Source organism: Pseudomonas paraeruginosa PA7, from assembly GCF_000017205.1.
GTDB lineage: Bacteria > Pseudomonadota > Gammaproteobacteria > Pseudomonadales > Pseudomonadaceae > Pseudomonas > Pseudomonas paraeruginosa.
Genome location: NC_009656.1, coordinates 468,964 through 486,443, shown reverse-complemented (window position 1 = coordinate 486,443; position 17,480 = coordinate 468,964). Strand labels below are relative to the sequence as shown.

Sequence of the window (17,480 nt, the reverse complement as noted above, 5' to 3'; positions counted from 1 at the left end):
ACGCACTAAGTATAGTCTATACCCTCTTGTCTTGATTGAATTTCTTTAAGAACGGGACTGGCTGCCAAACTCAACATTTCGGAGCATCTAAAGCTGTGATCGCCGGAGAGGCAGTAGACAATTTTATTAAAAAATTAAATATTATCTTAATAATTAACGCCAAGAACTGCAAGTGCTTGCAAAGCAAGGGCTTGCCCTTCTTTAGTGCCTGACTTTTGTGCGAACTCAACTAGTTTTTTAATTAAACTGACGCTACCTTGGTCTGGCTCGACGAACTCAGATATGTTGTCCATAGCAACAGCGGTGTCCCACACAGCCTGATTGAGTATCTCTAGGCATGATGAATCAGCCCTTGATGTATCACGAGCCTTTGCCAAATTGGACTTGGTTCGATCTAAGGCTTCGTGCGCGATCTGAAGTAGCAAGTAAGGGAAGGGGGGGGTTGGGGTTCGGCGCTTCCTGCACGAGTCGCTGATAAGTCCAGCAAGCATTGCTGAGCCTTCGGCCTCAATACGGAGGGACTCATCTGGAGCTGAGTTGGTTCTAGCCTTTGCGATATAGCCTAAGACGTAAGCGTCGAACTGTGTCTCGGCTATCATGGCTTGGATCTGATTATTTCGATTATTATAGTTCATAAGTTGCCCTTGATCAGGGGGAAGAGTCTAGTTAGTGTGATTTGTTTCTGAATGACGTAGTAGACTTCCCCGTCCAACGCCTAAACGCGTGCCTAAAGCAAGCTGGCTCTGAGTATCCCAGAATATCGCTAATACGTTCTACTGGAATTGACGAATTCAAAAGTAGTGAAATTGCCCGAGATTTGCGTGCCGTATCTACAATCTGGCGGTAGGAACAGCCTTCGTCCGCAAGGCGCCGTCTGATAGTCCGTTCATTCATCCGTAGATGCTTTGCGGTAGTCACCAAACTAGGGTAGCAATCAGGTATGGACTCAAGAAATAATTCAATTCGCTGACGGAGTCCTCCCATCTCTATTTCTAGCAAAGCATTGAAGGTTTCACTGGCCATAGCCAGAGCCGACTGAAACACCGCTGGGTTGGCAGTTACTAGTGTTTTACTCATTTGTTGAGCTGGAAATTTGAATACTATCTCACTCAATTCATGACTTACAGGTAAAGAAAAAAAGTGTTCATAGTTTGTTTTATCTGAGATGTACACCGGCACTGTCAAAGCGCTGATGGGGAAGTCCGTTCCCAACAAGTCCATCATAAGTTTGTAGGACGCTGAAGCTATAACGTTTACGTGGAATTGACGCGATGCGGCAGTCCACTCTGGTTTAAAGTTAACCAAAACATGGACTTCTACCTCGTAATGTTCTCCAGCATTGACACGAACATCAGCTATATCACGGTTGAACAACTTTACATATGCCCTAATGACCTTCAAAAGGTCCACTACATTCTCAGCACACTGCAACGCCAAACCAATAACACCGTAATCAGATATATGATAGTAGGTGCCTAGATTCAGACCTTCCTCGCCTGAATACCCCTTGCTAACTATCCAGTTATAAAGTCTATCACTTCTTAGTTGCTGGCTTGTTTCTATGGGTGGTGTCGGTATACCCCGGTCACGAAGATAGTTCTGTAGTGGTCTCCATTCAAAATCGAGTATGTGTTCGGTTGTTAGGTCCATGCTCACTTTACTCCAACAGTCCTAGATATGGCTCGAAATGCAGCAATGGCTTCATGTTCCATGCTTATTCCGTCAACATTATAGTTGCTATAGGCGGAGGTCTTTGCAATGACCACGCCTCTTTTGGGATTGACGTATATGAATTGCCCGTATACTCCGATAGCCAAGAACTCCCCTTCCATTCCTTCGGGAATCCACCATTGGTACCCATAGCCAAGATTTGGCTCGCCGCTTTCTTTGAAACGCCCAGGACGCAAATGATCACTTCGAGGCTTGGTTGATGCTGTTACCCACGCGGAGCTTACGATCTGATTTCCGTTCAAGCTTTTTCCGTTCCGAAGATAAAGTAGACCAATACGTGCAAAGTCCCTTAGGCAAAGATTTACACCGCCGAAAGCCAGCTCTGTCCCTTTATCATCAGTTAACCATTCTCCTTTACACTCAGCCCCCAGTTTAGACCACAGTCTTTTACTCATGAACTTTGATGGTCCCATACCAGTCGAACCTAGCAGAACCATGCCAAGTACCTGAGTATCCGCGCTAACATAGTGGTGTACTCTACCTGGTGCATCTCCTCTTCTCAATGAGCTGACTGTTTCGTTTACTGATCCACCAAGTGCGATGGTCCTCCCCAGTTGGTTAATATCTGAGTCCGGATCTCCGTAGTCTTCATTGAAAGCTATTCCTGAAGACATCTCGAGTACATCTCTCAAAGAAACACCCGCGTATCCGCTAGTGGATAGCTGTGGAGCGTAGAGGTTTACAGGGTCTAGCAAGCTATGAATTGATCCATCATCAACTGCCATTCCTATTAAAAGTGACATTATGGACTTGCTTAATGACCATCCTATAGCAAGACTTTGAGAGCTATTCCCTTGAAAGTATCTCTCATAGGCTATACGGTCGTTACTGAATACTATTATACCTGTGGTATTGCTACTCTTTATCCAGTCGTCAAATAAAATTTGTCTGCCTTGAAAGCTAAATGACACAGGCATATTAGCTAATTCAGTCTGAAATTGGTTTGTCTCGCTGTCCTTTATGACTGGCAAGGATTCGAACATGTCCGGCATGGATCGGAAGTTTTCGTTAATCTTATTCGAGTTAAACAAAGTATGCAGTTTCCAAAACCTCACGCCTTTGCTGCCAATGTAGGTAGCCGTCAGAATTACTAGAGCCGCCGAAAGAACAATGACAATTTTCTTATTTGTATATTTTTTTATCATTCGATTTAGTCCTTTCTTTTCTAGGCTTGCTGGTAGCGTGGAGATTTCCAGCACCTGGGTTAAGTTAAATTCTCTGCAGCCTCTCTCTAGGCTAGTAAATCCGAGTGCTATTTTTATCCTTTTCAAGTTGGCTACTGGTTAACAAAATGGTCAGTTAATAAGCTATCTTTGTTTCGATAACACCTAGGGCTTGTTAAATATTTTTAACTAACTTAAACGATACTTTTTAGTATAAATGTTTATAGAACCAGTATGCCCCTTGCTTGGCTAGAGTACGTTCGGACAAATACAGGATATTTTCGGACATTCTATTCGATTGAGTGCGCTGTCTATTCAATACATACTTGCCTTGGTTTATTTCCTCATAAAATTGATGAACTGACGGCATGTGTGGGATGTAGTTAAATGATTGAACCAACGTAGAAGAGTCGCCCCGTCCTGACATGGACGGAGCATTTTCTAGCTGCGCTCGAGTTAATCACTCAACTGTGTGGGCAGACTGCGAATAGTAAGCGTGCCAGCATTCTCGTCGAAGTCGATCGTGGAGCCCCAGCAGGTGAGCCTCGAAGCTGATCGACAGATCTTCGGCGCGGCCGGTGATGCGGCGGAACTGGTTGAGGGTGCGTTTATCCGCCGGGATCTCAGGCGATAGTCGGGTTCTACCCCGTTTCCACGGACGGTTTGAAAAGGGCTGAAAACTTCAGATCTTGCCGGACGACTCTACGACGCATTCGTGGGTTATGAAACCGCTCGATGTAATCGAATAGATCCCCCGTGCTTCATCACGGGTCCGATACGATTGATAGGCAACCCGCTCTCGCTTAAGCAGACCGAAGAAGCCTTCACAGGCCGCGTTATCACCGCAATGACCGACTGCACTCATGCTGCAAACCAGCGTGTTGCTATTAAGAAAGCGTTGGTAATCCGCACTGGTGAACTGACTGCCTCTATCGGAATGCAGAATTACCGACCAGTCCCTCGGCGTTGCCAGATCACCATCTCCACCGCTCGGATCACCATCTGCCGATCCTGACGATGATGCATCGACCAACCGATCACCAACTTGCTGTACAGATCGAGCACCACGCACAGGAACAGCTTGCCTTCCAAGGTGGAAATCTCCGTGATGTCCGTGACCCATTTGCGCTCCGGCTCAAGGGCGGTGAAGACTCGCTCTAGCAAGTTGCTCACGCCGGCTGGAGGCTGGAGGCTGGAGGCTGGAGGCTGGAGGCTGGAGGCTGATCGACCAAAGCACACTTCTTCCGGCGCGGCCAGCCTTGAATGCGCTCTGCTGCCTTCAGGTGGGCAACGCGGTTCAGGGCTGACGGTTTCACCTTCGTCGAGCAGATCCTCATGCATACGTGGCGCTCCGATCATGCCACGGCTGTGCTCGTGGATCTCACGAATACGCTTCACCAGACGCGCATTCGCGCGGGCACGCGGGCTTGGCGCGCGATCCTGCCAAGCGTAATAACCATTGGCGGACACTTTCAGACATCGGCACATCAATCGCACAGGGTACTCATTGCGGCAGCGCTGGATCACCGTGTGCCGCTCGATGACTCCTTGGCAAAGTACGCTGCCGCGTCTCTTAAAAATCACGCTCCTTAGCACTCGGGCCAATTCACGCTTGAGACGAGCAAGTTCCTCATCTCGCGGGCTTCCCGTGCCGAGAAAGGCCTTTTCTACACCTGATTGAGCCTCTCGAACCCAGCGCGTGAGCAGGTCCGGAGCAACGCCAATCTCCAGAGCCACCTGTCGGCAGCTCGCCCCTGAACGGCGAACCAGTTCGATGGCTTCCCGCTTGAACTCGGGGCTGTATCTCTTGCGCTTGGACATGAACACTCCTTCAGCTCAGCGTGAGCTTACTCGAAAATGTCCGTGGTAACGGGGTAGAACCCTCTTGCGTTTTGGAGGCTGAGCTTCCGTTATTTGAGAGGCTTTTCCAGGGCCTGGCGCGGCACCGCGAGCATCAACCGCAAGTCGTCGTCCGGCAGGTGCGCGGTCAGGCCCAGTTGCGGATAGACCCAGGCCTCGCCCTGGGCCAGTTGCAGGCGCAGGCGCGGCTGGCCGAGGCTGGCCAGCAGTCGCTCGGCGCCGACCCGACCGTCTGGAATCATGCTCAGCGCTACGATCGGCTTGTCGCCCAACTGTCCTTCCAGCCCCGCGCTCAATGGCTGCGGCGCGCTGCCAGGCTTCAACGCGGATGCCCGCTGCAGGCTCAGTTGCTCCTCGGCGCTCAGTCCCAGCTCGCCCTCCACCTGCCAGGGGCCGCCATCGCCCAGCAGGCGGCCGCGGAAGGCCAGGCGCACGCCATCCAGGCGCGGGTCCACCCACAGCTCGCCATCCACCGCGTCATGCAGCTCGCGCAGGGTCAGGGCGTTGTCCGCCAACGGCGCCAGTACCTGCTCCCGCCAGTCGGCCAGCCACGGCAACGGCCGCGCCGGTTCCGGCGTACGGACCAGCCAGGCGCCGACGACGAAGGTCAGGACCGCCAGCGACAGGTAGAACAGCCAGCGGGTATTGCGCGGCATGGGATTCCTCCGGGCAGAAAAAAACCGCACCCTTGCGGGGTGCGGTTTTCGCGAGGCGCGGCGATCAGGCGAGAATCCGCCCTTTCAGCTTGCTCATGGCGTTCTTTTCCAGTTGCCGGATACGCTCGGCGGAGACGTTGTACTTTTCCGCCAGGTCATGCAGCGTGGCCTTCTCCTCGGACAGCCAGCGCTGCTGGAGAATGTCGCGGCTGCGCTCGTCGAGGCCTTCCAGCGCCTCGTGCAGGTTGGCGCTGGAGCTGTCGCTCCAGTCGGCGTCTTCCAACTGGCGCGCCGGGTCGTAGCGGTGGTCTTCGAGGTAGTGCGCCGGCGACTGGTAGGCGCTCTCGTCGTCCGCGTCGGCGGCCGGGTCGAACGCCATGTCCTGGCCGGTCAGGCGGCTTTCCATCTCGCGCACTTCGCGGGGCTCGACACCCAGGCTCTCGGCGACGCGATGGACTTCCTCGTTGTTCAACCAGGCCAGGCGCTTCTTCTGGCTGCGCAGGTTGAAGAACAGCTTGCGCTGCGCCTTGGTGGTGGCGACCTTGACGATCCGCCAGTTGCGCAGGATGAACTCGTGGATCTCCGCCTTGATCCAGTGCACGGCGAAGGACACCAGGCGAACGCCCATTTCCGGGTTGAAACGCTTCACGGCCTTCATCAGGCCGACGTTGCCTTCCTGGATCAGGTCGGCCTGGGCCAGGCCGTACCCCGAATAACTCTTGGCGATATGAACAACGAAGCGCAGGTGCGCCAACACCATCTGCCGCGCCGCTTCCAGGTCTTGCTGATAGAAGAGGCGTTCGGCCAGTTCGCGCTCCTGTTCCGGCGACAACAGCGGGATGCTGTTCACCGAATGCACGTAGGCTTCCAGGTTTGCGCCTGGAACCAAGGCATGTACAGGTTGCAGAGAAGTGGTCATGCGAATCCTCCGATTCACGAAACTCGCGCAGTGTAGCACTCGGATATCTGACTGCAAGCGGGTGTATAAGTTCCTTTACAGCGACCCGCTGGCCGGTCGTGATCCCCCAGTCCTCAGCGCGGCGCCAACTCGCGCAGGTGGCGGGCCACGGCCAGCCAGGCGCCGACCCAGCCAAGCAGCACCGCGCCGACGGTCAGCGACAGGCCGTCGTCCAGCGGCACGCCCTGCAGGCCGAAGTCGCTGCCGTACAGCCCTGAAAGGTTGACCACCGAACCGTTCAGCCAGTTCAGCGAATAGGCCAGCAGCGCCCAGGACAGGATGCCCGCGCCCAGGCCGTACAACGCGCCCATGTACAGGAATGGCCGGCGCACGTAGCCGTCCGTCCCGCCGACCAGCTTGATCACCTCGATTTCGTTACGGCGATTTTCGATGTGCAGGCGGATGGTATTGCCCACCACCAGCAAGAGGGTCAGCACCAGCAGGATGGTCAGGCCGAAGACGAAGCGTTCGCCGAGCTTGAGGATCGCGCTCAGGCGCTCGACCCAGACCAGGTCGAGCTGCGCCTGCTGCACATGAGGCAGCTCCGCGAGTTGCTGGCGCAGCGCCTCCAGGCCGGCCCGGTCGATCTGCTTGGGCGTGACCGAGATCACCGGCGGCAGCGGGTTCTCCGGCAGCTCCTTGAGCGCTTCGCCCAGGCCGGACTGTTCCTGCAATTCGCTGAGCGCCTGCTCGCGGCTGATCAATTGGGCCTCGATCACGTCCGGCAGGCGTTCGATCCGCTCGCGCAGGTCCTGGCCCTGGTCTTCGCTGGTCTTCAGGTCGAGGAACAAGGAGATCTGCGCCGCGCGCTGCCAGGAGCCGCCGAGCCGTTCGACATTGTTCAGCAGCAGCGAGAGGCCCATCGGCAGGCTCAGGGTGATACCCATCACCAGGCAGGTGAAGAAGCTGCCGAACGGGTGGCCGAACAACCGGCGCAGGCTGTCCACCAGGCTGGCGCGATGGCTTTCCAGGTAGGCGCCGAACGAGCCGCTCCAGTCGGTCTGTTCCTGGCTCGGTTTCTCGCGGGTCTTGCGTTCCGGGGCGCCCTCCTCGGGGCCACGGGGAAGATCGTTGGCGCTCATCAGGCCTCGTCCTCACGGTCAGCGATGATCCGGCCACGCTGCAGGGTCAGCATGCGATGGCGCATACGGGCGATCAGGGCCAGGTCGTGGCTGGCGATCAGTACGGTGGTGCCCAGGCGATTGATATCCTCGAACACGCCCATGATTTCCGACGCGAGTCGCGGGTCGAGGTTGCCGGTGGGTTCGTCCGCCAGCAGCAGGGCCGGCTGGTGGACGATGGCGCGGGCAATGCCGACCCGCTGCTGCTGGCCGGTGGAAAGGTCGGAAGGCAACGCCTCGCCCTTTTCCTTCAGGTTCACCCGCTCCAGGGCCGAGGCCACGCGCTTGGCGATCTCCGGCTTGGGCATGCCGAGGATCTGCAGCGGCAGGGCGATGTTCCCCGCCACCGTACGATCGGTGAGCAGTTGGTGGTTCTGGAACACCACGCCGATCTGCCGGCGCAGGAAAGGGATCTGCGCGGTAGTGATGCGCCCCAGGTCCTGGCCGCCGAGCAGCAGCTTGCCGCTGGTCGGTCGCTCCATCGCCAGGATGAGGCGCAGCAGGGTGCTCTTGCCGGCGCCGGAGTGGCCGGTGACGAAGAGGATCTCGCCACGGTGCACGCGGAAGGACACCTCGTGCAGGCCCACGTGGCCGTTGGGATAGCGTTTGCCGACCTGCTCGAAGCGGATCATGCGTTCTCCCGCTCTGCGAAGAGTGCCTGGACGAAGGCGTCGGCCTCGAAGGTACGGAGATCGTCGATCCCCTCGCCGACACCGATATAGCGGATCGGCAGGCCGAACTGCTTGGCCAGGGCGAAGATCACCCCGCCCTTGGCGGTGCCGTCCAGTTTGGTCAGGGCCAGGCCGGTCAGCTCCACGGCGAGGTTGAACTGCCTGGCCTGGTTGATGGCGTTCTGCCCGGTGCCGGCGTCGAGCACCAGCAGGACCTCATGGGGCGCCGTCTCGTCCAGCTTGCCGATCACCCGGCGCACCTTCTTCAGCTCCTCCATCAGGTTGTCCTTGGTATGCAGGCGTCCGGCGGTATCGGCGATCAGCACGTCGATGCCGCGGGCCTTGGCCGCCTGCACCGCGTCGAAGATCACCGAGGCGGAGTCGGCGCCGGTGTGCTGGGCGATCACCGGGATGCGGTTGCGCTCGCCCCAGACCTGCAACTGCTCCACGGCGGCGGCGCGGAAGGTGTCGCCGGCGGCCAGCATGACCTTCTTGCCCTCGAGTTGCAGCTTCTTCGCCAGCTTGCCGATGGTGGTGGTCTTGCCCACGCCGTTCACCCCGACCACCAGGATCACATAGGGCTCGCGCGCGACGTCGACCTGCAACGGCTGCTCCACCGGGCGCAGCAGGCTGGCCAGCTCTTCCTGCAGCGCCTTGTACAGCGCGCCGCTGTCGGCCAGCTCCTTGCGCGCCACGCGCTTGGTCAGATTCTGCACGATCAGGGTGGTGGCCTCGACGCCGACGTCAGCGGTCAGCAGGCGCGTCTCGATGTCGTCGAGCAGGTCGTCGTCGATTTCCTTGCGGCCGAGGAACAGGCTGGCCATGCCTTCGCCGATGCTGGCGCTGGTCTTGGACAGTCCCTGGCGGAGGCGGGCGAAGAAGCCCGGCCTGGCCGCCGGCTCGCTGGCGGCCGGGGCGGCGGCCACCGGCGCAGCGGGCTCGGGCTCGGGCTCGGGCTCGGGCTCGGGCTCGGGCTCGGCAGCCAGGATAGGCTCGGGCTGGGCGACGGGCGCCTCGACCGGCGTCGCGGGCTCGCCATGGGCGAGCGGCGCTTCGGCAACCGGCGCCGGCGGCATGGCCGGCACGGCAGCGGGCGGCTCCTGCCGCACTGGCTGTTCTGTCAGGGCCGGCGCCGCGTCGTCGGCAGGCGTGCGCTGCTCGGCGGCCGTTGTCTCGGAAACCGGCTCGACAGGCTGATCGGCAGGCTGCTCGCCGGCTTGCGGCTTTTTCCGCCACCAGCCGAACAGGCCTTTCTTTTCCCCGCCCTGCGGGGCCTTCTTGTCGTCGTTGGAACCAAACATGAATGCTTGTATCTCAAGGGAGCGGCACGGGACGTGGCCGCCCGGAAAACGGATGGGTATCCTAGCATCTCCTCGCCCGACGGGGCTAAGGGTCCTGCCCCGCAGTGACCTGAGACCCCGGTGGCGGCACGAAAGGTCCAGATCACCATGAAAACCCCAGCTCGCCGCCGCGTCGGCCTGCTCCTAGCCAGCCTTTGTCTCCCGCTTTTCGCCCAGGCGGCGGAAACCCAGCCCACCCACGAGTTCAGCCTCGACAACGGCCTGAAGGTCATCGTGCGAGAAGACCATCGCGCCCCGGTGGTGGTTTCCCAGCTCTGGTACAGGATCGGCTCCAGCTACGAGACACCCGGGCTCACCGGCCTGTCCCACGCCCTCGAACACATGATGTTCAAGGGCAGCCGCAAGCTCGGCCCGGGCGAAGCCTCGCGGGTGCTGCGCGACCTGGGTGCGGAAGAGAACGCCTTCACCACCGACGACTACACCGCCTACTACCAGGTCCTGGCCCGCGACCGCCTGCCGGTGGCGCTGGAGATGGAGGCCGACCGCATGGCCCACCTGAGCCTGCCGGCCGACCAGTTCAAGAGCGAGATCGAGGTGATCAAGGAGGAACGCCGCCTGCGCACCGACGACAATCCCAACGCCCTCGCCTTCGAGCGTTTCAAGGCCGCCGCCTACCCGGCCAGCGGCTACCACACCCCGACCATCGGCTGGATGGCCGACCTGCAGCGCATGACCATCGACGACCTGCGCCACTGGTACGAATCCTGGTACGCGCCGAACAATGCCACCCTGGTAGTGGTCGGCGACGTCACCGCCGACGAGGTCAAGACCCTCGCCAAGCGCTACTTCGGCGAGATCCCCTGGCGCCAGCTGCCGCCGGCGCGCAAGCCGCTGGAGCTGGCCGAGCCCGGCGAGCGCCGGCTCAAGCTGTACGTACGCACCCAGTTGCCGAACCTGATCATGGGCTTCAACGTGCCCAGCCTGGGCAGCAGCGAGAACCCTCGCGAAGTCAACGCCCTGCGCCTGATCGGCGCGCTGCTCGATGGCGGCTACAGCGCCCGCCTGGCCTCGCGCCTGGAGCGCGGCGAGGAACTGGTCGCCGGCGCCTCCACTTACTACGACGCGTTCAACCGCGGCGACAGCCTGTTCGTCCTTTCGGCCACGCCGAACGTGCAGAAGGGCAAGACCCTCGAGCAGGTCGAGGCCGGCCTGTGGAAGCAGCTCGACGACCTCAAGCAGAACCCGCCCAGCGCCGCTGAGATCGAGCGCGTGCGCGCACAGATGATCGCCGGGATGGTCTACGAGAAGGACTCCATCGCCGCCCAGGCCAGCAGCATCGGCCAACTGGAAAGCGTCGGCCTGTCCTGGAAGCTGATCGACCAGGACCTGGAGGCCCTCAAGGCAGTGACTCCGGACGATATCCAGAAAGCCGCCCGCACCTATTTCACCCCGTCGCGCCTGACCCTGGCGCAAGTGCTGCCTGTGAAGGCCGAGGAAAAGGAGGCCCGTCATGAGTGAGCGCACAGGGCTGCGTTATGGCCTGCTCGGCCTGATCGTCATCGCGTTGCTGGCCGCGCTGGCCTATTTCGTCGCGCGTCCCACCCAGACCCCGGCGGCAGCCCATGCCGCGGCGGTCGCGGAAAACCAGTTGCAGTCGCTGAAGGACGTCGCCAAGCAGGCGCCGGTCCATCGCAAGCTGGACATCCAGGAATGGAAGACCGCCGAAGGCGCCAAGGTGCTGTTCGTCGAAGCCCATGAACTGCCGATGTTCGACCTGCGCCTGACCTTCGCCGCCGGCAGCAGCCAGGACGCCGGCAGCCCCGGCCTGTCGATGCTGACCAACGCCATGCTCAACGAAGGCGTGCCGGGCAAGGACACCACCGCCATCGCCGCCGGCTTCGAGGACCTCGGCGCCTCGTTCAGCAACGGTTCCTACCGCGACATGGCGGTGGCCGGCCTGCGCAGCCTGTCCGACGCCGACAAGCGGACCCAGGCGCTGAAGCTGTTCGAACAGGTGATCGGCCAGCCGACCTTCCCGGAGGAGGCCCTGGCGCGGATCAAGAACCAGGTCCTGGCCGGTTTCGAGTACCAGAAGCAGAACCCCGGCAAGCTGGCCGGCCTGGAACTGTTCAAGCGCCTCTATGGCGAACATCCCTACGCGCACTCCAGCGACGGTGACGAGAAATCCATTCCGCCGATCACCCGCGAGCAGTTGCAAGCCTTCCACAAGAAGGCCTACGCCGCCGGCAACGTGGTCATCGCGCTGGTCGGCGACCTGTCGCGACAGGACGCAGAGGCGATCGCCGCGGAAGTCTCCAAGGCCTTGCCCCAGGGCCCGGCGCTGGCCAAGACCGCCCAGCCGGAAGCACCCAAGCCCGGCCTGACGCACATCGAGTTTCCCTCCGAGCAGACCCACCTGATGCTCGCCCAGCTTGGCATCGACCGCCAGGACCCTGACTACGCGGCGCTCTACCTGGGCAACCAGATCCTCGGCGGCGGCGGCTTCGGCACCCGCCTGATGGACCAGGTACGGGAGAAACGCGGCCTGACCTACGGCATCTATTCCGGCTTCACCGCCATGCAGGCACGCGGTCCGTTCATGATCAACTTCCAGACCCGCGCCGAACTCAGCGAAGGTGCATTGAAGCTGGTCCAGGACATCGTCCGCGACTACCTGGCCAACGGCCCGACCCAGAAGGAGCTGGACGACGCCAAGCGCGAACTGGCCGGCAGCTTCCCGCTGTCCACCGCGAGCAATGCCGACATCGTCGGCCAGCTCGGCGCCATCGGTTTCTACGGCCTGCCGCTGGACTACCTGGAAAGCTTCCTCAAGCAGGTCGAGGGACTCAGCGTCGAACAGGTCAGGACCGCCATGGCCAGGCACCTGGACGCCGACGCCTTCGTCATCGTCAGCGCCGGCCCGAGCGTGCCGCAGAAACCCCTGCCGCCGCCCACCGCCAAGCCGGCCCAGCAACCCAGCGGCGTTCCGGAGCATTGATGCGCAAACCTACTGCGAAAGTCCCCGGCCGCCATGGCGGCCAGGGCCAGCTGCGGATCATCGGCGGCGAATGGCGCAGCCGGCGCTTCGCCTTTCCCGATGGCCCCGGCCTGCGACCGACCCCGGACCGGGTCCGCGAGACCCTGTTCAACTGGCTCGCGCCCCATATCGAAGGCGCGCGGGTGCTCGATCCGTTCGCCGGCAGCGGCGCGCTGTTCCTCGAGGCGCTGTCGCGCGGCGCCCGCGAGGGCCTGGCCCTGGACACCAACGGCGAGGCGGTGGCGGCCCTGCGCAGCCATCTCGACGTCCTCAAGTGCGGCACCGCGCAACTCATTCTCGGCGACGCCCTGCGCTACCTGGAAAACCAGGTAGCGAGTGCCTTCGACCTGGTGTTCCTCGACCCACCGTTCCACCAGAACCTGTTGCAGGACGCCTGTCGCCTGCTGGAGACGCGCGGCTGGCTGAACGCCGAAGCCTGGATCTACACCGAGAGCGAAAGCCCGCCCTCTTCCCTCGGCCTGCCCGGCAACTGGCGGCTGCACCGGGAGAAGAAGGCCGGCAACGTGCACTACGCGCTGTGGCAGCGCAGCGACCGGCCATGAACCCGGCCTCGCATGCGATACGCCAGCGCCTGCTGGCGCTCGGCGAACGCAGCGTCGCGCAACCCGCCAGCGACTGGCAGGGCGACATCGCCCTGCCCGCCGAGCTGGAGCGTTTCTACCGCGAGGTCGGGCCGCTCGACTGCACCCTGGAGACTGCCGGCAATCCATTTTTCCTGCCGTCGCTGGCCCGCCTCTGGCAGCGCCAGGCCGGCTACCGCTGGCACGGCCTCAGCGGCGAGCGGCTGGCGGGCTGGCAGGACGACTGGCTGGTGGTGGCCGACCAGGGCGCCGATCCGTTCATCCTCGAGACCGGTAGCGGGCGCGTGCTGTTCGACCTGCACGGCGGCGCCTGGGACCCCGCGCCGTGCTTCGACGACCTGTGGCAGATGGCGGCCAGCCTGGCCTGCTTCGGCCAGGTATGGAGCGACGCCGGTGAGGACATCCTGCTGGAAGATTGCAGCGTGGCGCCATGCTACCGCCATCAACTCATCGACGAGTTGCTGCCGATCCTCGGCTCGCGCCAGCGCGCCGAGGACCTCGCCGACGAATTCGGCTGGTAAGCTGGGTATCCCACCCCCGTTTCGTGACCGCCGCATGTCCGCGCTTCCGACCTTCCAACCCGCCTGGTGGCTGCCCAATCCGCACCTGCAGACCCTCTGGAGCCCGTTCTTCCGCCGCGGCCCGGCGCTGGAGCGACAGCGCGAGCGCCTGTGGCTGGCCGACGGCGACTTCATCGACCTCGACTGGGCCGGCCCGCACGAGGCCGATACCCCACTGGTGCTGGCGCTGCACGGTCTTACCGGTTCCTCCTCCTCGCACTACATCCTCGGCCTCCAGCGCGCCCTGCTGGAACGCGGCTGGGCCAGCGTGGCGCTGAACTGGCGCGGTTGCTCGGGAGAGCCGAACCGCCTGCCGCGCGGCTACCATTCCGGGGTCAGCGACGACCTCGCCGAGGTGGTCGCGCACCTGCGCGCCAGGCGCCCACAGGCGCCGCTGTACGCGGTCGGCTACTCGCTGGGCGGCAACGTGCTGCTCAAGTACCTGGGCGAAACCGCTGGGGACTGCCCGCTGCTCGGCGGCGTCGCGGTGTCGGTGCCGTTCCGCCTGGACGAGTGCGCCGACCGCATCGGCCTGGGCTTTTCCCGGGTCTACCAGGCGCACTTCATGAAGGCCATGCTGGCCTACGTGCAGGACAAGCAGCGGCTGTTCGGCGAACAGGGCCAGGCGGAAGGCCTGGCCGCCCTGCAACGCCTCGGTCCGCTGGAGGGCATGCGCACCTTCTGGGACTTCGACGGCCGGGTCACCGCGCCGCTGCACGGCTTCGCCGACGCCAGGGATTACTATCGGCGCGCTTCCAGCCGCTACTACCTGCCGGACATCCGCACGCCGAGCCTGATCATCCATTCCAGCGACGATCCCTTCGTGTTCGCCCGCAGCCTGCCCGAACGCAGCGAGCTGGCGCCCTGTACCGAACTGGAACTGCATGCCCGCGGTGGCCATGTCGGCTTCGTCGGCGGCTCGCCGCGGCAGCCCAGCTACTACCTGGAACGGCGCATCCCCGACTGGCTGGAGGCACGCCTGCGGCAGCGCTGAGCTGGCCTGCGCCAGTCGATGGACGGCAGAATGGCCGCTGGCTGGAGGACAACGAGGGGCGAATGGATCTGAAGCTGCGCCACAACCCGGTACTCGACGACATCGACTGCGAGGCGATCCTGGCGATCCACGCGGCGGTCGGCTGGGACCGGCGCATGCCGGCCGCCGAGCTGCGCACGCTCTACCAGCATTCCAGCTACTACCTGCTGGCCGAACGCGACGGCCGCCTGGTCGGCCTGCTGCGTGCCGAGGAAGAAACCCCGATCCGCGTCTGGCTGGCGGAAATCGCCGTGCTGCCCGGCGCACAGAGCAGCGGCGTCGGCGCTGCCCTGCTGCGGCGCTTCGCCGAGGATCACCGCGGAGCCTTCCTGTTCACCGACGCCACCCTCGGCACCGAGGCCTTCTTCCGCCGCCATGGCATCCACATCCAGCAGGTGCTGGAGAAAACCCCGCGCGATCAGAGCGGTACGTAGAGCCGCTCGGAAATCCCGTCCACCGCCTCCTGGGCCTGCGCCTCGATGTGTCCGCTCTCCAGCGCCAGCACCTGGTAGATGCCACGGCGCAGCTGCGCCTCGCTGAGGTCGCCGTCGAGATCGAGGGTGGTGCAGAGGAAGCGCACCCAGGAGGTGAGGATGATCCAGGCGTTGAGGGTCAGGGCCTCCAGCTGGGTCTCGTTCATCCGCAGGATCCCGGCCTCGGTGAAGCCCCGGTAGATCGCCTTGGCGTTGACCAGGCAGCGCTGGGCAAAGGCGCGGTAGCGCGCCGCCAGCTCCGGGTCGCTTTCCAGCAGGTGCTCGAGGTCGCGGTGGAGGAAGCGGTAGCGCCACATCGCGGCCAGTAGCGCTTCCAGATAGAAGGTCTTGTCGTCCACCGTCACCCCCCGCCCTTCGGGCAGGCGCAGGAAGCTCTCGACGTGGCTTTCGTACTCGGCGAACAGCTCGGCGATGATCGCCTGCTTGTTCGGGTAGTGGTAGTAGAGGTTCCCAGGCGATATACCCAGGTGGGTGGCGATATGGTTGGTGGTGACGCTGCGCTCGCCCTGGGCGTTGAACAGTTCCAGGCTGGCCTGGGCGATGCGGTCGCGGGTCTTGATGCGTGGGGCCATGGGGACGACGGGCTCGTTCGGGTAACAGTGCGGGGCGCGGCCCGCCGTGACAGCGTAGAAGGTACACAAAGCCGACGGCCCGGGTCAGCCCCCGGGGCGGCAGCCGACGGCCGGCCCGCCTTTCGTTGGGTACGCAAGCGCCGGGCCGGCAGGCATGCTGTTTGACACTTTAGAGTATTTACTCTAGAAATCCAGCGACGCAGCGAAATTCATCGGACCGAGCCAGGTCCGCCATAACGACAGACGCGCGGCCACGCAGCCGCCCACGCTTCGCCGAGGAGCCAGCCCATGGTCGCCGATATCGCCTACCTGCAGCAGAGCCAGCAGGAAATCAACCAGCTCGAAGCCCTCTTCGCCCGCCAGCGCGCCGCCTACCTGGCGCAGCCGATGCCTGACGCCACGCAGCGCGTGGAATGGCTGAAGGCCCTGCGCGACCTGCTGTTCAAGGAGCAGAAGGCACTGATCGAAGCCATCGACCGGGACTTCAGCGCGCGCTCCGCCGACGAGACCCTGCTCGCCGAGATCATGCCCAGCCTGCACGGCATCCACTACGCCGCCAAGCGCGTGAAGAAATGGATGAAGCCGGCGCGCCGCGCGGTCGGCCTGCAATTCCAGCCGGCCTCGGCCCAGGTGGTGTACCAGCCGCTGGGCGTGGTCGGGGTGATCGTGCCGTGGAACTATCCGCTGTTCCTCTCCATCGGCCCGCTGACCGGTGCCCTCGCCGCCGGCAACCGGGTGATGATCAAGATGAGCGAATCGACCCCGGCCACCGGGCGCCTGCTCAAGGACCTGCTGGCGCGAATCTTCCCCGAGGACCAGGTCGCCGTGGTGCTCGGCGAGGTGGACGTCGGCGTGGCCTTCTCCAAGCTGCCGTTCGACCACCTGCTGTTCACCGGCGCCACCAGCGTCGGCAAGCACGTGATGCGCGCCGCCGCCGAGAACCTGACCCCGGTGACCCTGGAGCTGGGCGGCAAGTCGCCGGCGATCGTCTCCGACAGCGTGCCGATGAAGGACGCCGCCGAGCGTATCGCCTTCGGCAAGAGCCTCAACGCCGGGCAGACCTGCGTCGCGCCCGACTACGTGCTGGTACCGAGCCGGCGCGTCGAGGAGTTCGTCAGCCGGTACAAGGAGGTGGTCCAGGGCTTCTTCCCGCGTCTTTCGGACAACCCCGACTACACCGCGATCATCAACGAGCGCCAGCTCGGCCGTCTCCAGGGCTACCTCGACGACGCCCGCGAGAAGGGCGCGACCCTCGTCCCGCTGTTCGCCGAGGGCCAGCAGCGGCGCCTGCCGCAGACGCTGTTGCTGAATGTCAGCGACGACATGAAAGTGATGCAGGAGGAAATCTTCGGCCCGCTGCTGCCGGTGATCCCCTACGAGCGCCTGGAAGACGCCCTGGCCTACGTCAACCAGCGCCCGCGGCCGCTGGCCCTGTACTACTTCGGCTACGACAAGGCGCAGCAGCGGCGCGTGCTGCACGAGACCCACTCGGGCGGCGTGTGCCTGAACGACACCCTGCTGCACGTCGCCCAGGACGACATCCCGTTCGGTGGCGTCGGACCCTCCGGCATGGGCCACTACCATGGCCACGAAGGCTTCCTCACCTTCAGCAAGGCCAAGGGCGTGTTCAGCAAGCCGCGCTTCAACGCCGCGCGGATGATCTACCCCCCCTACGGCAAGTCGATCCAGAAGCTCGTCTACAAGCTGTTCGTGCGCTGAAC

Annotated in this window: 17 protein-coding genes and 1 pseudogene; 7 read left to right on the top strand and 11 right to left on the bottom strand. The window is 62.4% G+C overall.

The window, feature by feature from the left end; translation table 11 throughout:
- Window positions 1–146 precede the first annotated feature (146 nt).
- The 10 genes and pseudogenes from PSPA7_RS02255 to ftsY form a co-directional block, all read right to left on the bottom strand.
- On the bottom strand, window positions 147–635 hold the full coding sequence (locus PSPA7_RS02255; protein WP_041025275.1) for a hypothetical protein: 489 nt from the start codon (window positions 633–635) through the stop codon (window positions 147–149).
- A gap of 31 nt (window positions 636–666) precedes the next feature.
- Window positions 667–1,650, bottom strand: a complete 984-nt coding sequence (locus PSPA7_RS02250) for a helix-turn-helix domain-containing protein (RefSeq protein WP_003156166.1) — start codon at window positions 1,648–1,650, stop codon at window positions 667–669.
- A 2-nt stretch (window positions 1,651–1,652) separates the two neighbouring features.
- Complete coding sequence (locus PSPA7_RS02245; RefSeq protein WP_012073984.1) at window positions 1,653–3,002, bottom strand: serine hydrolase domain-containing protein; 1,350 nt, start codon at window positions 3,000–3,002, stop codon at window positions 1,653–1,655.
- Window positions 3,003–3,350: 348 nt separating this feature from the next.
- Window positions 3,351–3,528: pseudogene (locus PSPA7_RS30670) on the bottom strand (nucleoid-associated protein); the annotation flags it as partial.
- Window positions 3,529–3,839: 311 nt separating this feature from the next.
- The gene (locus PSPA7_RS02240; RefSeq protein ID WP_228380086.1) at window positions 3,840–4,715 is read right to left on the bottom strand and encodes an IS3 family transposase; all 876 of its coding nucleotides are present in this window, start codon (window positions 4,713–4,715) and stop codon (window positions 3,840–3,842) included.
- Window positions 4,716–4,804: 89 nt separating this feature from the next.
- On the bottom strand, window positions 4,805–5,410 hold the full coding sequence (locus PSPA7_RS02235; RefSeq protein WP_003156185.1) for a hypothetical protein: 606 nt from the start codon (window positions 5,408–5,410) through the stop codon (window positions 4,805–4,807).
- Between the two features lie 64 nt (window positions 5,411–5,474).
- Window positions 5,475–6,329 carry an RNA polymerase sigma factor RpoH gene (gene rpoH / locus PSPA7_RS02230; protein WP_003084510.1) on the bottom strand — a complete coding sequence of 285 codons (855 nt, stop codon included), beginning with the start codon at window positions 6,327–6,329 and terminating at the stop codon, window positions 5,475–5,477.
- A gap of 113 nt (window positions 6,330–6,442) precedes the next feature.
- Window positions 6,443–7,450 carry a permease-like cell division protein FtsX gene (ftsX, locus tag PSPA7_RS02225; RefSeq protein ID WP_003156186.1) on the bottom strand — a complete coding sequence of 336 codons (1,008 nt, stop codon included), beginning with the start codon at window positions 7,448–7,450 and terminating at the stop codon, window positions 6,443–6,445.
- Window positions 7,450–8,121, bottom strand: a complete 672-nt coding sequence (ftsE, locus tag PSPA7_RS02220) for a cell division ATP-binding protein FtsE (RefSeq protein WP_012073982.1) — start codon at window positions 8,119–8,121, stop codon at window positions 7,450–7,452. Before ftsE ends, ftsX begins: the two co-directional genes overlap by 1 nt.
- Window positions 8,118–9,461: a signal recognition particle-docking protein FtsY gene (gene ftsY / locus PSPA7_RS02215; protein ID WP_012073981.1), complete on the bottom strand. Its 1,344-nt coding sequence runs from the start codon at window positions 9,459–9,461 to the stop codon at window positions 8,118–8,120. The genes ftsE and ftsY overlap by 4 nt, the downstream gene beginning before the upstream one ends.
- Window positions 9,462–9,581: 120 nt before the next feature.
- Between ftsY and PSPA7_RS02210 the strand changes: the two genes are divergently transcribed.
- From PSPA7_RS02210 to PSPA7_RS02185, 6 genes are all read left to right on the top strand, one after another.
- Window positions 9,582–10,979: a M16 family metallopeptidase gene (locus tag PSPA7_RS02210; protein ID WP_003084498.1), complete on the top strand. Its 1,398-nt coding sequence runs from the start codon at window positions 9,582–9,584 to the stop codon at window positions 10,977–10,979.
- Complete coding sequence (locus PSPA7_RS02205) at window positions 10,972–12,459, top strand: M16 family metallopeptidase (RefSeq protein WP_012073980.1); 1,488 nt, start codon at window positions 10,972–10,974, stop codon at window positions 12,457–12,459. Before PSPA7_RS02210 ends, PSPA7_RS02205 begins: the two co-directional genes overlap by 8 nt.
- Window positions 12,459–13,061: a 16S rRNA (guanine(966)-N(2))-methyltransferase RsmD gene (gene rsmD, locus PSPA7_RS02200; protein ID WP_003154452.1), complete on the top strand. Its 603-nt coding sequence runs from the start codon at window positions 12,459–12,461 to the stop codon at window positions 13,059–13,061. Before PSPA7_RS02205 ends, rsmD begins: the two co-directional genes overlap by 1 nt.
- Window positions 13,058–13,621 (top strand): hypothetical protein, encoded by a 564-nt coding sequence (locus PSPA7_RS02195; RefSeq protein WP_012073979.1) that lies wholly within the window; start codon window positions 13,058–13,060, stop codon window positions 13,619–13,621. Before rsmD ends, PSPA7_RS02195 begins: the two co-directional genes overlap by 4 nt.
- 34 nt (window positions 13,622–13,655) lie before the next feature.
- Complete coding sequence (locus PSPA7_RS02190; protein WP_012073978.1) at window positions 13,656–14,654, top strand: hydrolase; 999 nt, start codon at window positions 13,656–13,658, stop codon at window positions 14,652–14,654.
- 62 nt (window positions 14,655–14,716) lie between these two features.
- Entirely contained in the window at window positions 14,717–15,127 is a 411-nt protein-coding gene (locus PSPA7_RS02185) for a GNAT family N-acetyltransferase (RefSeq protein WP_012073977.1), read from the top strand.
- Here PSPA7_RS02185 and PSPA7_RS02180 read toward each other — a convergent pair.
- Window positions 15,112–15,759 (bottom strand): TetR/AcrR family transcriptional regulator, encoded by a 648-nt coding sequence (locus tag PSPA7_RS02180; RefSeq protein WP_012073976.1) that lies wholly within the window; start codon window positions 15,757–15,759, stop codon window positions 15,112–15,114. The two genes, PSPA7_RS02185 and PSPA7_RS02180, sit on opposite strands and share 16 nt — an antisense overlap.
- A gap of 288 nt (window positions 15,760–16,047) precedes the next feature.
- Here PSPA7_RS02180 and PSPA7_RS02175 point away from each other — a divergent pair, with 288 nt between their 5' ends.
- Window positions 16,048–17,478, top strand: coding sequence for a coniferyl aldehyde dehydrogenase (locus tag PSPA7_RS02175; RefSeq protein WP_012073975.1), 1,431 nt, complete (start codon window positions 16,048–16,050; stop codon window positions 17,476–17,478).
- Window positions 17,479–17,480 lie beyond the last annotated feature (2 nt).